17 protein-coding genes are annotated in these 16,792 nt (G+C 48.4%); 7 read left to right on the top strand and 10 right to left on the bottom strand.

Translation table 11 applies throughout. The features are described from left to right. Positions 1–42: 42 nt before the first annotated feature. The 5 genes from CBX96_RS17390 to CBX96_RS17370 all read right to left on the bottom strand — a co-directional run bounded on the left by CBX96_RS17390 (position 43) and on the right by CBX96_RS17370 (position 4,199). Positions 43–786: a 1-acylglycerol-3-phosphate O-acyltransferase gene (locus CBX96_RS17390; RefSeq protein WP_041412535.1), complete on the bottom strand. Its 744-nt coding sequence runs from the start codon at positions 784–786 to the stop codon at positions 43–45. A 183-nt stretch (positions 787–969) separates the two neighbouring features. Beyond that, complete coding sequence (locus tag CBX96_RS17385) at positions 970–1,749, bottom strand: metal ABC transporter permease (RefSeq protein ID WP_109287546.1); 780 nt, start codon at positions 1,747–1,749, stop codon at positions 970–972. Between the two features lie 4 nt (positions 1,750–1,753). Further along, positions 1,754–2,662 carry a metal ABC transporter solute-binding protein, Zn/Mn family gene (locus tag CBX96_RS17380; RefSeq protein WP_109287545.1) on the bottom strand — a complete coding sequence of 303 codons (909 nt, stop codon included), beginning with the start codon at positions 2,660–2,662 and terminating at the stop codon, positions 1,754–1,756. Further along, the gene (locus CBX96_RS17375; protein WP_109287544.1) at positions 2,646–3,827 is read right to left on the bottom strand and encodes a hypothetical protein; all 1,182 of its coding nucleotides are present in this window, start codon (positions 3,825–3,827) and stop codon (positions 2,646–2,648) included. The genes CBX96_RS17380 and CBX96_RS17375 overlap by 17 nt, the downstream gene beginning before the upstream one ends. 81 nt (positions 3,828–3,908) lie before the next feature. After that, positions 3,909–4,199, bottom strand: a complete 291-nt coding sequence (locus tag CBX96_RS17370) for an ABC-type zinc uptake system zinc chaperone (protein WP_109287543.1) — start codon at positions 4,197–4,199, stop codon at positions 3,909–3,911. A gap of 255 nt (positions 4,200–4,454) precedes the next feature. Here CBX96_RS17370 and CBX96_RS21705 point away from each other — a divergent pair, with 255 nt between their 5' ends. Then, positions 4,455–4,580, top strand: coding sequence for a hypothetical protein (locus CBX96_RS21705; protein ID WP_011621366.1), 126 nt, complete (start codon positions 4,455–4,457; stop codon positions 4,578–4,580). Between the two features lie 80 nt (positions 4,581–4,660). Here the strand turns inward: CBX96_RS21705 and CBX96_RS17360 are convergent, their stop codons facing one another. Then, positions 4,661–4,990, bottom strand: coding sequence for a hypothetical protein (locus CBX96_RS17360; RefSeq protein ID WP_011621365.1), 330 nt, complete (start codon positions 4,988–4,990; stop codon positions 4,661–4,663). A gap of 221 nt (positions 4,991–5,211) precedes the next feature. Between CBX96_RS17360 and CBX96_RS17355 the strand changes: the two genes are divergently transcribed. Further along, entirely contained in the window at positions 5,212–6,864 is a 1,653-nt protein-coding gene (locus CBX96_RS17355) for a mechanosensitive ion channel family protein (RefSeq protein ID WP_109287542.1), read from the top strand. A 79-nt stretch (positions 6,865–6,943) separates the two neighbouring features. On the opposite strand, the gene CBX96_RS17350 is transcribed toward CBX96_RS17355, so the two are convergent. Then, the gene (locus tag CBX96_RS17350; protein WP_109287541.1) at positions 6,944–8,656 is read right to left on the bottom strand and encodes a formate--tetrahydrofolate ligase; all 1,713 of its coding nucleotides are present in this window, start codon (positions 8,654–8,656) and stop codon (positions 6,944–6,946) included. A gap of 240 nt (positions 8,657–8,896) precedes the next feature. On the opposite strand from CBX96_RS17350, the gene CBX96_RS17345 reads away from it, so the two are divergent. Continuing rightward, positions 8,897–9,787: an aldo/keto reductase family oxidoreductase gene (locus CBX96_RS17345; protein WP_109287540.1), complete on the top strand. Its 891-nt coding sequence runs from the start codon at positions 8,897–8,899 to the stop codon at positions 9,785–9,787. Positions 9,788–9,841: 54 nt separating this feature from the next. On the opposite strand, the gene CBX96_RS17340 is transcribed toward CBX96_RS17345, so the two are convergent. Beyond that, on the bottom strand, positions 9,842–10,672 hold the full coding sequence (locus CBX96_RS17340; RefSeq protein ID WP_109287539.1) for a MaoC/PaaZ C-terminal domain-containing protein: 831 nt from the start codon (positions 10,670–10,672) through the stop codon (positions 9,842–9,844). A 706-nt stretch (positions 10,673–11,378) separates the two neighbouring features. Here CBX96_RS17340 and CBX96_RS17335 point away from each other — a divergent pair. Continuing rightward, positions 11,379–12,164 carry a methyltransferase domain-containing protein gene (locus tag CBX96_RS17335; protein ID WP_109287538.1) on the top strand — a complete coding sequence of 262 codons (786 nt, stop codon included), beginning with the start codon at positions 11,379–11,381 and terminating at the stop codon, positions 12,162–12,164. 157 nt (positions 12,165–12,321) lie between these two features. Here CBX96_RS17335 and CBX96_RS17330 read toward each other — a convergent pair whose 3' ends face one another. Next, positions 12,322–13,218 (bottom strand): TraB/GumN family protein, encoded by an 897-nt coding sequence (locus CBX96_RS17330; protein WP_109287537.1) that lies wholly within the window; start codon positions 13,216–13,218, stop codon positions 12,322–12,324. Positions 13,219–13,266: 48 nt separating this feature from the next. Here CBX96_RS17330 and CBX96_RS17325 point away from each other — a divergent pair, with 48 nt between their 5' ends. Both CBX96_RS17325 and CBX96_RS17320 read left to right on the top strand, forming a co-directional pair. After that, on the top strand, positions 13,267–13,575 hold the full coding sequence (locus CBX96_RS17325) for a prephenate dehydrogenase (protein ID WP_086902958.1): 309 nt from the start codon (positions 13,267–13,269) through the stop codon (positions 13,573–13,575). A gap of 138 nt (positions 13,576–13,713) precedes the next feature. Then, a complete protein-coding gene (locus CBX96_RS17320) occupies positions 13,714–15,465 on the top strand; it encodes a GGDEF domain-containing protein (RefSeq protein WP_109287536.1) in 1,752 nt (583 codons plus the stop codon). Positions 15,466–15,487: 22 nt separating this feature from the next. On the opposite strand, the gene CBX96_RS17315 is transcribed toward CBX96_RS17320, so the two are convergent. After that, complete coding sequence (locus CBX96_RS17315; RefSeq protein ID WP_109287535.1) at positions 15,488–16,012, bottom strand: DUF3016 domain-containing protein; 525 nt, start codon at positions 16,010–16,012, stop codon at positions 15,488–15,490. Between the two features lie 270 nt (positions 16,013–16,282). On the opposite strand from CBX96_RS17315, the gene CBX96_RS17310 reads away from it, so the two are divergent. Further along, positions 16,283–16,591: a hypothetical protein gene (locus tag CBX96_RS17310; RefSeq protein WP_086902961.1), complete on the top strand. Its 309-nt coding sequence runs from the start codon at positions 16,283–16,285 to the stop codon at positions 16,589–16,591. The last annotated feature ends 201 nt before the right edge of the window (positions 16,592–16,792 follow it).

Here is a 16,792-nt window from a genome sequence, read left to right as displayed (position 1 = left end):
GATTTGTCTCCGTTAAGGTAAAACTGGCTCAAATTGGCGCTATTATACGTCATCGCCTTCGAGAGTTTTACCCATTAATGTTGCCGCTTCACGATTTATCTCGTTAAATTTGGCTGACATAGTCTCATACACTTGAGCAGAAAAGGCCTTCACATCGGCTTTGTCTAATCCTTCGGTCGGGATAGGCGCCATCATCTCAATGATCACCACCCCGTTATCCCAACGGTTTAAATTAATATGGCTCTGACAAGAGGCAAGCACTGGCACTATCGGCACCCCAGCGGCAATCGCCGTATGGAATGCGCCAGCCTTAAAGGGGAGCAAACCACGGCCACGTGAGCGGGTACCCTCAGGGAAAATCCACACAGATAAACGGTTCTGTTTAATCTTTTCGGCGGTTTTAGCCATGGTATCGAAGGCACTGTTGCGATTTTTTCTATCGATAAGAATATTGCCCGATAACCAGTAGATCTGCCCGAATAGCGGGATCCACACTAAGCTCTTTTTGCCTAAGCTGACGGTGCTTTTCGGCACGGCTTTAGTATGAGTGAACAGATCGAAGTTATTTTGATGGTTCCCTAAGAAGATATAAGGGCCATCCTGAATTTCTTTATGCCGACGCACTATGACTTTAAGCCCTAGAATAGGGGCGACGGATGAGAAGATCTTGGCGAACATATGTACATTGTCACGGTGACGAGGCCGCAACAAGCAGACCAATCCACCAAAAATAAACGCGAGTAACAATGACACAGCCAACAACACAGATCTGACGAGTAACAGCACGACATACTCCAAGGATGAAAGTGGCGACAGTATAGCCACCCAGCCCTAGGGACTCAATATAATGTTTACATCTGTAAGCTGAGTTGCTAACAATCCAAACAAAAGCCCATCGGTACTCGCGCAATCATGCACGACGATGGGCTTTTAAATCAATATCTAAGCTTAAACGGCTAAGCGAAAAACCTAGTTTGCGACCTGGCGCACTGCCGCGGTTTTACTTAAGCCTAAACGGAAAACCAAGGCACTAAGGGCCAAAGTCGCGACAATTGCCGCGCCGCTCGGTAAGTCTAACGTTGCCGAGAGCACCAGCCCCAGCAAATACCCCATAAGGCCAACCAGATAAGCGTAAAATAGTCCGTTCTTACCTTGGTACTTGTTGAGCGCAAGTGCAGGCAAAATAAGCGTGCTAAACACTAGATAGACCCCAACCAGCTCTACCGACAAGGTGATCACCAGTGCAAATAGCAGATAAAATCCCGCACCGTTTAAGATCTGTGGCCGCAGAAATATCACCGCTAACACAGCAGAATAAACCACGGTCGGCAACACTAATTGCGACCAACTCACCCAAAGGATCTGGCCCGACATCAATTGCTTTAACAGCTCAGCCCCGTGGGGATCGTTCGCCAACAATAGCATGGCCGCCACCGCCGACAACACGTAAAAGCACCCTATCATCGCCTCTAGCTCACCCGCCATCCGCTTAGATAACCAAGCGATAAAACCCGCCCCCGCAAGGGCGAATAAGGCCGGCATCCACACATTAGAAAATGGCATCTCTTCTAACCTATGGTCCATGTGCGCCACAATCGCCCCCAAAGCGGCGACTTGAGCAATGGCTAAATCGATAAAGATGATCCCACGCTTAAGAACTTGTTTGCCAAGTACAATATGCGTTGAGAGCACTAAGATCCCCGCCGCCAGTGCTGGCAGCAGGATCGACATCAGTTCCAGATCCAACATAGGCTTATTTCACCCCGTTTAAGAGGGCAATCGCGCTGTCGTAGAGGCTAAAGAGATCTTGACTCGCATCGTTGCCACCAACCGACATTGGCAACATAAGCACTGGTAGATTAGCCTTTTCACCCAACCACTTAGCACCACGCTCATCCTGATAGGACGCCACAACTACCGCCAGAATATCGCCCTGCTCGGCGCGGCTCAGCAAACTCGCTAAATGACCGCTAGTCGGTGCCAAACCGGGTTTAGGCTCAAGATCAGCAGCTTGTTCAATCCCCAACCAGTTGAATAGATATCTAAAACTGGTGTGATAGGCGATGACCTTTTTGCCTTTTAACGCTTTGGCCTGCTCTTCCCAGCTGGGGATCGCCGCCTGCCAACGAGTGCTAAAGTCCGCTAAGGCCTTTTGGTAATTCGCCGCCTCACTCGGGTCGAGTTGGCTCATCTTAGCGCTGAGCGCATTCGCGACGCTTAGCAAACGCGTCGGATCGAAGTGGATATGCGGATTTCCCTGAGCATGCACATCCCCCATGCTGCGGTCCACACTCGCTAACTTATCTAAGGTATCGATTTGATCGGCGGCGAAAAACAGCCCCTGATCGGTAGAGCGAACCTTAGCGTTAGCCGACTTCATTTGCAGCATTGGCAGCCAACCGATTTCTAAATCGGCGCCCGCACAGACCACTAGATCCGCTTGGCGCATTTTGGCGATCAAACTCGGACGCGCCTGCACTTGATGCGGATCCTGTAAGGCCGTGGTTGCCGAATAAATGCTGGCGTTTGGAGCCAACTCTTTTGCCAATGCGGCATATTCGGGTTCACAGGCAAACACATTCAGCTCTGCATGGGCAAAGCCTGAACAGGCGAAAGACAGGGCCGCTGCGGCTGCTTTAACAAAATTAGAATTGATGCGCACCGTGAGCCCCCAGAGACATAATGTATTGAATAGTGAAAACATTGTCGTCTTCGATTCCATCGAAGTTAGTCCCCTTCTGATTGGTGTACTGGAAACGTACCGTCGAGAAATGGCTCGAATGCCACGCCAGACTCACCTCAGATTCCTTTAACTTCTGTCCATGGAAATGATCGCCATGAAGCTCTTGGGTATCCACCTCACCGTAACGCACACCCGCAGACCAGCTAGGCGTGAATTGATATACGCTGCTCAGATACCAACCTTGGTGATAATCCTTGCTCGGTGCATCTTCGGGATGAAGGTCACTCGGCACAAAGTCAGTCACACGGTAATACTCGCCGCTCAGGGTCAGGTTTTGGTATTTATAGTTGCCATTTGGCGCCCATTTATACACAAAATCAGCACCATAGGTGTTTTTACCAGTGTAAGATGCCGCATGGCTGTGGTCATGGCCTTCCTCGGCGGTTTCGTCTTCGTGCTCATCGCCCTCTTCATGGGCTGTGACTTGGCCATTTTCGTTACGTAGGTAACTTAAGCCCGCCTGCCATGAACTGTTATCACCTATGTCACCACCGATTTTGGTGTAAAAGGTGTATACGCCCACATTTTTAAACTCACGTTCGCCGTGTTCATCGGCGGCGCGCATGCTGTCGCCCTTGAAGGCTTCGGCGCCTAAGGTCCAATACAGATCCGTTGGCGCCACAAAGTTTAAGCGCACACCGTCGTCAAAGTAATGGCCACCAAAAAAAGCGCGGTAAGCAATAGGACGGTCGGTGAATGAATCCGTGTGTAAATGCTGGTTATTTAAATAACCGATATCCGATAAGAAACGTCCGCCACGGATTGAGAACCCCGCTGGCATCGCCATGGTTTGGATAAAGGCTTCTTCGAGATTAAGCTCAGTTTCACCGTCGTGCATCTCAACGACGGCAGTGACTTTGCCGTAGAACATGTCGTCAATGTTGGCGCTCATCGCCAGCTCAGTTTCACCTAAACCAAATCCTTCGGCGGTTTCAGCCAATGGACGCTCAGCCGTTTGATAATAGCCATTCAGCACTGCGCTGATAGCCGGATTGGTTAAACTTGAGTCAGCGGCAAATAACGTCGGTGAAGCAAATGCGCACGCCAAAGCCACCAAAGAAATTCGGTTGTTAAAAACAGTCATGATATCTCCAAAATACAACTAGCGCTCGATGACTCATCCAAGTCATCAAGAAATACAATAAGTTAAAATGTAAAAGTTGATTTAGCGGAGAGCAGGTGGCGCGCGGCTTAGGTAAACACTGACGTGTTTGGAGAAGCTAACGGGTAAGACAAATTCACAGACATCGAACCGCTGTACCGCTAAATCGAGCTTAAGCGGTTGGCTGAGCAGAATTTTATTCAGCTGATGTTGATGGAAGCACAGGGTACAGTGCGTCTTTGCCCCATCATCAAGGTGGGTCACACTATGGGCTGAGGCAACAAAAGACAGCAACACCAATACGGCGGCAAGCCATATCGAAATTGTGCGTCTTATGTGACTGTGCAGTCTCACTCAGTCGTCCCCATAGTAAAAAAGTGGCACAAGTTTAAGTCAGGCCACTAGCAAGTTGCAATAAGGTAATAGGCGCCCAATGCGTTACAAGATATTTACCATTGCAACTTTAGGATGAAAAACGCACAACAAAAAACCGGCTCAAGTTGGCAAAAAGAGTTATTTAAGATTAGCTTAAGTCAGTAAAACTATGATGTGCCCAGTGTAATACTGGCTAATATGTCATTCTATTCAATCCAGCAAAAGGCAACCAAAATGCTAGCATTCTTTCGTGAAAACTTAGGATTAATCTTAGGGATAGTGATTTTCGGCGCAGTAATTTTGGGCGGGATTTATTACGTAGAACACTCACTCGAGAGCCAAGAGCAGGTTATCCAATAACTCAGCCCTAGCCTAAACCAAGTTGAGCCTGTGCGATAACCCCTGCGCGGCTCGACTCGGTTAATCTAACGCCCTCACCTCTAGCGATACTTTTGCCGTTGATCGCTATCGTCTTGCTTCTCTGGCGCCTCAATCGTTTGTAGTTGATCCATAAAATGGCTCACCAGCAGTAACATCACACAGAAGATCATCACTGGGATCAAAAAATGCCGCGTCGAGGCATCGAAATAACTGTATAAGCCTGTCAGCACACTCGCATAAAAGCCAAATAATTTTAACTTCAACAGTTTAGGATTGTGTCCTAGCCACGCAGAACAATGGGGACATTGCACTTGAGCGTGAAAGCCCTTTCCGCGCTGTTGGGTGATTTGGGCAATTTTGATCGACTGATGGCAATGGGAGCACAGCATTTAGAGTAGGTTCCTCGACATGGGGCGCTAAGTTTATCAGATCCTCATCCCATTAAGTCGAACTAATTAGTACCCTAGTTTCAAAACCTCGAACGATAGTCTAAAGCAGCCAAACAGCGCACAACTTTCGTACTCTAGCAACAATTTATGCTGTTGCGATTTTACAGTGTTAAACGCACCTTCTATGATGTAGCTACCTATTTTTATTGAAGATAACGCCTATGCGCCGCTCACTCATATTAATACTTGCCCTAAGCTTTCCCCTGCTATTGAGTACCGAGGTTTTCGCGACGGATGCAGAACCGGTCGCCGCCACGCAAACCGCGCCAATCCCTAATGAAGCTCAAGTTGAGCTCACAACATTACAAGCAGCCATTAAAGAAGATATTGCGCGCTTATCCCAATCCCAAGGTGAGTTGCGCACCATTGTTGAATATCGCATTCAAAACAAGACATTGCAGTTACGTAATAAGATTAAAGTGCTGTTAGAAGATGAGAACTACGATAAAGCCTTTATGTTGGCATTGGTGCAAGAGCAGCTGACATTTAATCTTAAAATCAACGACTACTTCAATGATATCGTGACCAAGTTGTCCCATAAGCTCGGCTCGGCGGATGACGAGTCGACCTTACTCGAAATCTCTAAACGTGAGCTCGATAAGGACAACAACTACAAACAACGACTCGAAACCTTAAACTGGCTCGGCCAAATGGGCGAAGATGTCGCAGCGCAGAAAGCAGAGCTGACCCAAATTCTCTTAAGTCGCGCCGATAACTTCGATAGCTTTGTCACTTTTACCCAGCAACAGTTACAAAATGCAGTCAACGCCGCCACTAATGCCGGTAAGGATGTGACCGCCGCGCAAACCAGTCGCGTCATGCAGCTAAAGGACAGATTGGCGCTCAATAGCCAGAGCCTTAGCATAGATATCGACTTACTCGATGCGCTCGAGCAAAACACCGCCTCGCTGAAAAAGACCCTGTTCAGTATCTCAGGCGATATCACTCAGGATGTCTTGAGTATCGATGTGGCCTCAAGCCTAGTCGAACAATGGCTGCATACGGCCAAAGAACAGTCCATCAACCATGGTCCAACTTTAGTCTTTAAGCTATTTATCTTCTGTATGATCCTGTTTGTCGCAAGCCTTGCGGGCAAACTGGCGAAGAAGATTGTGAGCAATACCGTCAGTAACTCTAAGTTAAATTTCAGTAAGTTACTGCAAGACTTCTTTACCTCGCTCTCGGGCAAAGCTGTTTTCACTATCGGTGTACTGATTGCCCTCTCCCAGCTTGGCATTGAGTTAGGTCCGTTATTGGCAGGCTTTGGTATCGCCGGTGTGATCATAGGTTTCGCCCTGCAGGATTCACTCTCGAACTTTGCCTCTGGCATGATGATTTTGATCTATCGCCCCTACGATGTGGGTGACTTGATTAGCGCGGCTGGCGTAACGGGACGCGTAAGCCATATGAGCCTAGTCTCCACCACAATTAAAACGTTAGATAACCAAAGGCTTATTATTCCAAACAACAAGATTTGGGGTGATACCATTAACAATATTACCGCCGAGCACCAACGCCGCGTCGATATGACCTTCGGCATTGGCTATGGCGACAATATTGAGCACGCCGAAGCCGTGCTTAAGTCGATTGTGGAAGCCCATCCTAAGGTGCAAAAAATCCCTGCACCGCTCATTAAGCTGCACGTTTTAGGGGAATCCTCGGTCGACTTTATCGTCCGTCCTTGGGCTAAACCCGAAGATTATTGGGATGTGTATTGGGATATTACCCGCGAAGTGAAAATGCGCTTCGATGCCGAGGGCATCAGCATTCCTTTCCCGCAGCGCGATGTACATATTTACCAAACCAGTAAATAACGCTTCGCCAACGTGAGCAGTAAACAAAAGGCGCGATCCTAGATTGCGCCTTTTTCATGATATTCAAACAGTTAATCTATCAACCTAAGCCAGTAATTTCGCCATCGGCGCCGATATCAATCTTTAAATAGCCAGGAACTAATCCAAGCCCTGGCATAGTCATCACATTCCCCACCAGCGCGGTAATAAATCCGGCCCCTGCATTTAACACTAACTCGCGCACAGGCACGATAAAACCCTGCGGTACGCCTTTAAGTTGAGGGTCATGGCTAATGGACAAGGGTGTTTTTGCCATGCAGACAGGTAAATCGGCGTAGCCAAGGGCACTGAGTTCTTGTAATTGCAGCTTAGCCGCCTCGGATAAACTCACCCCAGCAGCGCCATAGCCGACTTCAGCCAAGGTCGATAATTTCGCCTCAAGCGCCATCTCATCGGGATATAGCAGGGTAAACTCGCTTGGCTGCTCACAGGCGCGCATGACGGTTTGCGCTAAGGCCAATGCCCCCGCCTCACCTTGGCTGAAAGCCTCGCTAAGCTCGCAGCCAAAAGCGGCAGTGCCCGCAACGGCTTCAATCAACCAGTTAAGCTCGGCATCCGTATCACTTGCAAAGCGATTAATAGCCACCACAACGGGAATACCGTAACGCGCCACATTGTTGATATGCCAGTTTAAATTGGCAAATCCCGCCTCGAGACGGGCTTGGTCGGGTGCATTGATATCCGCATCCGACGATAAGCCACTATTGGCCTTAAGTGCCTTTAAGGTAGTTACTAACACCGCGGCGCTCGGGGTTAATCCAGACTGGCGCGCCTTGATATTACAAAATTTCTCAAACCCCATATCGGAGCCAAAACCGCCTTCTGTCACCACAAAATCGGCCAATTTTAAGGCGATTTCATCGGCAATCACCGACGAGTTACCATGGGCAATATTCGCAAATGGCCCTGCGTGGATAAGACAAGGCGCACCGTTTAAAGTCTGCATCAAGGTAGGTTTTATCGCATCCGCCATGATCGCCGTCATCGCACCGGCAACCCCAAGGTCTTCCGCGCTAATAGCCGCACCTTGACGATTTACTGCCAGCACAAGCTTGCCAATACGCGCGCGCATATCCGCCAGATTTCGGCTGAGTGCCAGAATCGCCATTAACTCAGAGGCGGCGGTAATATCAAAGCCAGAGGTGTAAGTGGGGCCATTATTTTCACCTAGCCCAACCTCTATTTCACGTAAACAGCGATCGTTGTGATCGACCACCCTGTGCCAACGGATGCCATTAGGCGCGATATCTAGGTAATTCTGCCCGGACTGCAGCTCAAATTCGGCCTTACCTAAACGTGTTTCATGATATAGCTGAGAGGCTATCGCCGCCGCGCCAAGATTATGGGCACTGCTGACGGCATGAATATCACCCGTTAAATGCAGATTCAGCTCCTGCATGGGCACCACTTGGGCGTAACCACCACCAGCGGCGCCACCTTTCACCCCAAATACCGGGCCCATACTGGGCTGGCGAATACAGGCGCACACCTTGTTCCCGAGCGCTTTAAGGGATTGGGTTAAGCCAATGGTGGTGACGGTTTTGCCTTCGCCGTGGGGCGTTGGTGTCACGGCGGTGACTATGATCAGTTTGCCCTGTTGCTGCTCTGCTAAGCGCTGCTGCACACGTAAATCGACCTTGGCTTTAGTCTTGCCAAAGAGCTGCATCTCATCGGGCAATAACCCAAACTCGGCGCCAAGCGCTGCGATATCTTTTAGGTGCGCACGGCGCGAAATATCCATATCGGTTAGCATGGGTCATCTCTCCCTTGGGTATTTTGGTATCCCCGCTCGGCATGCGAGCAAGAAATACAACATAGGTATGCAAAATCGGTAAGTATCAGCAACGGCTGATTGAATATGGCGGATATTAGGTGATTAGCTTTAAGATATATAGCCATCGAAAGGGTTAATGAGCGATTCCTTAATCTGCATCAAATAAATCGACTCGGGTCCTTTCCCCTACAAAATTCAGATTCCCAAAAGAGAAACAACATGAGCGGATCCCCTTTTAGTTTTTCAGAGTTTGTTGCCGGCTTTTGGCGAATGCACAGTTGGCAAATGTCACCCACCGAGCGGCTTAACCTGATAGAACAATATTTAGACCTAGGTGTGACCACTATGGATCACGCCGATATTTATGGCCAATACCAGTGCGAAACCCTGTTCGGCGAGGCGTTAGCGCTAAAACCCGCCTTAAGGCAGCAGATGCAATTGGTCAGCAAATGCGGCATTAAGCCCGCCTTCAATTGTCGCCCAGAGCGCTACGTAAACCACTACGACACCTCCACGGCACATATTATTGCCAGTGTGGAGCAATCACTAAAGCAGCTGAAAACCGATTATTTAGATCTGCTGCTGCTCCACAGACCCGATCCTTTAATGGACGCCGATCAAGTGGCCGAAGCCTTTGCTGACTTAAAACAGGCGGGCAAAGTGCAACACTTTGGGGTATCTAACTTCACCAACGCGCAATTTTCATTATTGCAGTCGAGATTAGCTGAGCCCTTAGTCACCAATCAAATCGAAATCTCACCGCTAACAATGGCGAGTTTGCACGATGGTACTCTCGATTTATGCCAAGAGCGGCGTATTCGGCCTATGGCTTGGTCGTGTTTGGGCGGCGGTAAGATCTTTGATAATAGCCATCCACAGGCTATTCGCCTGCAACAAACCTTAGCGACCATCGCCGATGAGATTGGCGCCCAAGATATCAGCCAAGTGATTTATGCCTGGGTGCGGATGTTACCGAGTCGGCCCGTGCCGATTATCGGCAGTGGCAATATCGCGAGGATAAAAACGGCGGTGGCCGCACAGTCACTCACCCTAGACAGGCAGCAATGGTTTAGTATCTGGCAAGCATCGACCGGACACAGCGTGCCTTAGCACTGCAAACAACACCAACAAAAACGGCGCCTTAGGCGCCGTTACTCTTCATCCTTAAAGCTGCACTTCACCACTGAGATGTGGCCTGCGACCTTTACTGTCACGCAGCTCAAACACCCACTTGTCTTGTGATTTTTCGTAACCAAATCCCACTTCTGCGGGCATCAGTAACGGCAGCTTAAAGGCCACATCGACCACAAAGGGGCGCTCACCAATCTCTGGCATTAATTCCGCTAAGCAGCGCGCCTTGGACCACATACCGTGGGCCAGCACACGGTCAAAACCGAAACGTTTGGACAGCACGGGATGTAGGTGGATCAGGTTATAGTCACCCGATGCTTTGGCATAACGGCGGCCTAAATCTTCACTCAATTCCCATGATTGGGGTGAATCCCAAGCCATCTCGAGCGCCTTAGGAGGACGAACGCGACGACCCGCGGTCTCGATACGATAGAGGTAAGTCGACAGCGATTCCCAAACCAGCTCTTCGCCCACAAAGGCCTTAGAGACAAACTCAAACTCTAAACCTGAATCGGTTTCACGGCTGGTAGTTAACGCGCATTCGAGAGAGAACACTTCATCGACTGTCGTCGGACGATAGACTTGAATACGGTTCTTTAAATGGATCATCCCCAGCAGCGGGAAGGTAATACCATCGTGGGTAAAAATCACCGCGTGCAGGCGAAATGCCATCACATACAAATAGGTTGGCGGTAATAATTTACCGTCGAAATTAAAGCCACACACTTGGGCATATTGGCTGACTTTGGCCTCGGACACTTGCACATTGGGCGCCGACACCTTGATATAAGGCAGCGGCTGTTGATCCCAACCGGGTTTACGGCCAAAGAAAATCTTGCGATAAAGAGAAAACAGCGAGGGCATCGCGTTCAATTCAACACAATATGCATTATTCAAGTCTGAGTACCTTTTAATTAACTATCCCTACGCACGAATAACCAGAAATACCCCGTCCAGATGCAGAACATCTGAAAATCAAAAAACTCACGAGTGTAAAGCAGGCAAAACTGTGTCTAAAAAGGGCTGATGCTGACTCACCGAATGGACAATTATACCCAAACAACCTGAAGATGAGGATTCAGCGGGAATGTAACGCTCTTTAGGCAAGGCCATTTTTTGCTCCTGCATAAATGGCATTCACGCCTTCCATGGCGATTGCGGTTATTTGCGGACCTAGTGGACTAAGTTAAAAATAACCAACACAGCATAAAGAACGTTAAAACCCGCCGAGACGGAGCGCCTAGGGCACTCCACTTCGGTGTTGCATCAATTCACAAGGTGTTCACATTCTTTCATTGATGCGCCTTGAATTGAAGCCCCCTAGACGCTCTGAAACTCATATCTTCAGGTCGCTTGGGTATATTAGAGTCAGGTTTATCGAAAACGGCGTGATTATACCCCAGAGGATTGAGTTCTGGGTATCCCCAACTTTACTGTGATTTTTATTCCAAGAAAAATCAAAACATTACAAAAAACCATACTAGGATGAGTTTACGATTCCCACACTAGGAGTGCGAAAATATTACGCCTGTGCCACACTATCGCCCCCAGTCTTTAACTTAGTTAACCCGTGCAAGATAAGAATTTCGATAAACTCGCGCAAAAGTTCGCGAAGAACATTTATGGCACCCCTAAAGGTGAAATCCGTGCCGCCGTCTTATGGCGCGATCTCGCTCCGGCGTTGGCAGTATTTGGCGATAAAAAACTGCGAATTTTAGATGCGGGCGGCGGCTTTGGCTATTTCAGCCAAAGGCTGGCACGTCTGGGTCATGAAGTAGTGCTGTGCGATATTTCCGCCGAAATGCTCGCCCAAGCGAAAGCACAAATCGATGCCAGCGACACGCCATTGGCAATCCGTTTGGTTCATGCACCGATTCAGGACCTCTCAGTCGCCGAACATGGCAAGTTCGATGTTATCCTCTGCCATGCCGTGGTCGAATGGCTGGCCGATGCGAAAACCACCATGGAAGGCTTGCTGACCATGCTTAAGCCCAATGGGCTGTTTTCGCTGATGTTTTACAATAAAGAGGCGATGCGCTTTCATGCGTTAGTGTCGGGTAATTTCGACTATGTTGCCGCCGATCTTAAGGTGAAGAAGAAGGTGCGCCTCACGCCCACGCACCCGCTTTATATTCATGATGTTAAACAATGGTTTGCCGAATGGCACATGACCCTGCTACGCGAATCTGGCGTGCGAGTCATTCACGATTATTTGAAAAAACACCAGCCTGCGGATTTTGACTATCAAAAGCTGCTGACGATGGAGCTCGAATATTCCCAACGTGAGCCCTATATTTCGCTCGGCCGTTATGTGCATTTTCTAGGGCAAAACGCCGCAACCGACACATCCGCATAAGCTCGTTAAACAATAAGGACGCCAAGGCGTCCTTATTGTTTAAAAGCCGTTGATTAGACACTCGCTCTGCGCACTAAATATGTTCAACCCTAGTGCGTTAAACCCCAGTGCTTTCAACACCAGAGTGCCAACCCCAATCATCCGTCACGCAGCGATATCAGTCACATTGCTCACGCCAACAGGCAATTACGTTGGCGCCCTTCTGTTTAAGTAGCTGAACTACGCTTTTATCACCCACCACATGGCCGGCGCCTACTACCACAAATAATGGCTCGCTGGCGGCTTCTGCGGTCATCAATCTCATAATGCCATCGGCCATGACCTTATTACGCTGCCAAAGAATTTTATCCAGCATCAGGGTATCGCCCTCACCGCCGAGCTGCTCCTGCATCAAGGCATCTAGCGCAGTTTCATCACCGGAGCGCCACGCCTCAACCAGTGAGAGTAGTTCGGCATCTGAGGCATTAATGGCTTCGCGCACCATAGACCACTGTGCTTGGCTATCGAAGGAGGCCAGCAATTGGAACTGCGACTCTGCCGTCTCTAACTGATACACAGGCTTACCCGCACGGCCAAGCAACTGCATATCGACACCATAGTCGGTGCTAAATCCTAAGCTATTGTAACGCAATAGATTAAGTTGAGATGCCTGCAACCAAGGTGCAAAGGCTTGAATCGACTGACATAGGCTTGCCTTGTCTTCACAATAGTGGCGCATCACCTCTACCGTTTGTTTGTCTCGGCTCTGCCAATCGAGCCCCTGTGCGTGAGTCGCCATACCATACTTTTGCAATAGGGCGCGGCTGTCGATTTTATTAGTATCGATTTCAACCACCAATCCCTTGGACTTGGTAAATGCCGCCTCCACTTGCGCAGGCATAGGATAAAAATCGGCACGGCCAATATGGATTGAACCCAAAAGGTAAGCGGATTTCCCCTGCCATTGCACCTGATAAAACGGCGGTTTATCCGTCTGCGCCGCCCAACTCGGCCCACAAGTAAACATTGCGACGCCGCACAGCGCCAGTAATAGTCGCCACCGACTTGTTGCCATATCCTTTGCCCCTTATAATTCCTGCAAATTTTGCAATGAGACGCTGTTATGCCACACACTAAGGTTATAGAGCAACTGAAAGAAAACCTTCAAATCGCCTATCGCCAAGCCATAGACGCTGACACTAAGTTAGATGAGTTGAAAAAAGCGGGCCATGGGAAATTCACTAGTATTTTCACAGCCGAACAAGGCTTTATGGTGTCGAGCAACCGCTTTTTGCCCTATGTGCAAGAATTGGTGGATGACCTCACTAAGCTGCAACAACAGAGCAGCCTAGATCCCGCCGCACTAGAAACCTTAGTGCGCCAACTGGCCACCCTACTCAAAACCTTGCACGCCTTTAAAAAGCAGAGCTAATTCAATAAACGCTGAAATATCATCAATTTCAGCGTTTGCTCTCATTTACACCGTACGGATTTTCAGCAAACAAAATTGTCATCATTTTGTCATTTCTAAGTCATAGACTCCGCAAACATTGTCGTGGGGACTGAAGTAATGACGAGTTTAGATCTGGCAAAAGAGCTTGATAAGATAATTGCAAAGGGGGCTATCAGCCCGCTTTTTCAGCCCATATTCAATATCTTGGAACACAAGATCCACGGATTTGAAGCGCTTAGCCGTGGGCCTGAGCACAGCCCGCTATACTCGCCCATTCCGCTGTTTAAAACCGCGGAACATCAGGGCAAATTGAGCGAGCTCGAGACCTTATGCCGCCGCATTTCGCTGGAGCAATTTAAACTACGCCAGTTCCAAGGCCGTTTGTTTATCAATATTTCCCCTAAGGCCCTACTCGATCCCAGCCATCCCAAGGGCATGACGCTGCAACTGCTACAGCTGCTTGGGATTTCACCTTCGCAGGTGGTGATTGAGTTATCGGAGCAATATCCCGCCGACGATATCGACTTACTGAAATCTTGCCTGAATCACTATCGCAGCCAAGGCTTTATGACCGCTATCGATGACTTGGGTGCAGGCTATTCGGGTTTACGGCTTTGGTCAGAGTTATCACCCGACTATGTGAAAATCGATCGCCACTTTATCCACCAAATCGATTCGACCCCGGTTAAACAAGAATTTGTGCGCTCGATTGTCGAACTGTGCCAGAGCCTCACCTGCAAAGTGATTGCCGAAGGGATTGAAACCCAAGAGGAACTCGCCGTACTCAAACAGCTAGGCATAGTCTATTGTCAGGGGTATTTGCTCGGACGCCCCGAGGCGCAGCCAAGCCGCGCAATGAAAGCGACTTTAGTGCCGAATAATACCCAAGTTCAGCCCAGATACAGCGAATCCGCCGAAAGCCTCTGTACCAGCGCCATTACTGTGGTACCAACACTTAAGCTTAAGCACTTAAGCGACACTTTTAGCTCTCAACCCACCTTACAAGCCGTGGTTGTGGTGCAAGATCAACTGCCGCTGGGGATTATTAGTAGAGCGACTTTGCTGGAGCTTTTTAGCACGCCCTATGGTCGAGCCCTGCATGAAAACCACGCCGTCAGTGAAGTGATGGACCCGCAAGTGTTGCAGATTGAAGCCAACGAACCCCTGTCGATTGTGAGTCAATTACTGACCTCGGAGAGCGCCAATACCGTCGCCCAGCAATTTATCATTCTGCGTCGGGGCAAATTGCTCGGCATCGGTCACACTAAAGATTTGCTACAGCGGATCACCGAGCACAGGATAAAGATGGCAAGGCATGCCAATCCGTTAACCGATTTACCCGGTAATGTGCCAATCCAGGAAGAGCTCAAACGCCTCAGAAACCAACAAAAGCCATTCTACTTGGCCTATTTTGACCTCTGTCAGTTCAAGCCCTATAACGATATTTACGGCTTTTGCCGTGGCGATGAGGTGATCTGCGAGGTCGCCAATCTGTTAGTGAAATACAAGACGGACAACTGTTTTATCGGCCATGTCGGTGGCGATGATTTTGTGGTGATCAGCACCTGTGAGCAACTCATCGACCGCTGCCAACGCATTTTGACGGATTTTGAGGCCAATAAGTCGCTCTTTTATAGTGCAGAGCACTGGCAAGCCCAAGAAATGCTTGCCGATGATAGGCAAGGACAAGCCTGTTATCACAAGTTAATCAGTCTCTGTGTCGGCGTGCTTACTCCCGCCCATACCTATAACTGTAATGAACATAGCCTATCGACCTTAAGTGCCAAGGCAAAAAAACAGGCAAAATCCGCGAGTAACGGATTTTGCCTGTTAGAAGAACTCAATATAACCCAAGCCCTAAGCGCTTAGGCGAGAGTAGTGACAGATGCGCCTAGAGTTTAGGTGCGATGGTTTTCTTTAACCAATCGCGAAGCATTTCAGTCTCATACATAAATGGCTTGTCAGTGATAGGTTGAATGCCCGTCATAAAGCCCATGTCTGAAAGCTTTTCGTCCCCGGTGATGATGACTTTGTCATTCTCAAGCACTTGATAACTAAAGGTCATGCGCGGTGGGTAAATCTCTTTGATCACCCGTAAATCATCGGCTGTAGCACCAAAGGTTGGGCGCATATCACCGGCTAAGTCGACATCGGTCACCGTCATCTCTAATTTTTGATTCGGTTTTAAAACCTTTGTCGCTTCTTTATTGATATTGGTGGTTAAGGTATCGAATAAACGCTTTTCATAACGGGACTGAATTTCACCCGATGATTTAATATCACGGAAATCCTTTGGATTTTGCCAAACAATCTTAACCACCCCATCTTCTGTCACTGGGTCGGTTTTCGCCTCGTCTGCGGCCCATACAGCACTGCAACTCAACACGCTGGCGAGTAATAAGAACTGAACTTTCATATTTGCCTCCTAGGCCTAATTGTTTCTGCCATATACCGTACAAAATCTAACCTGAACTTCAGCTTAATGTAAAACAAAATTCAATACAGCATCATAAACGTAAGCTTTTGTATAGATTAGTAAATATTTTAGATAATGTCAGGGGAACTCGTATCTTTTTGTATCCAATACCCCATAAGGGATAAAGTTATTAATTTGTGATCATTTAACGCGCATATTACGCCAAAAAGTATTATCCTTCGCACACTATTTTATGACCACGAATGAAAAATGAAATTCCCCGTTGTACCTGTGTTTGTGTTAATCCTGTTCACTTGTTTTGCCAGCGCTATTTGGTTTATCTCCTCGGGAGAGAAAGATACACGCCCCGAAACCTGGTCATCTTTTATTTATACCCATGGTTATGATTCTGGGAAGTATAAGAAAATGGATAATTTCGACAGCTACGAAGCCTGCCGAGACTATGCCAAAGAGCAATCTTCCTTCTACGATGATGTGCCTTGGGAATGTGGTTTAAAATGCGGTTTTGATGCCCGTAAACAGGGCTTTCAATGTCAAGAAATGCGAAACGAGCAGTAAGATAGCGGTTCAGCCAAGGTTCAAGATCCCTCCGGTAAGCTTAATTTTTCAGCAATACCTTTGGTTTTGTTTGTCATGGATAATGGAATGGACCCATCCACTTTAAATCGGCCTCGCAATGGGCCACGATGTAGTCGCTAAAACTCATCAGAAAGAGGACGGGTCCACCTATGAAGATTACTACAATCGGTTTAGATATCG

This window comes from Shewanella sp. BC20, assembly GCF_003129585.1.
Classification (GTDB): domain Bacteria; phylum Pseudomonadota; class Gammaproteobacteria; order Enterobacterales; family Shewanellaceae; genus Shewanella; species Shewanella seohaensis.
Note: the sequence above shows the minus strand (reverse complement) of the source record. Positions and strands in the feature narration are given on the sequence as shown.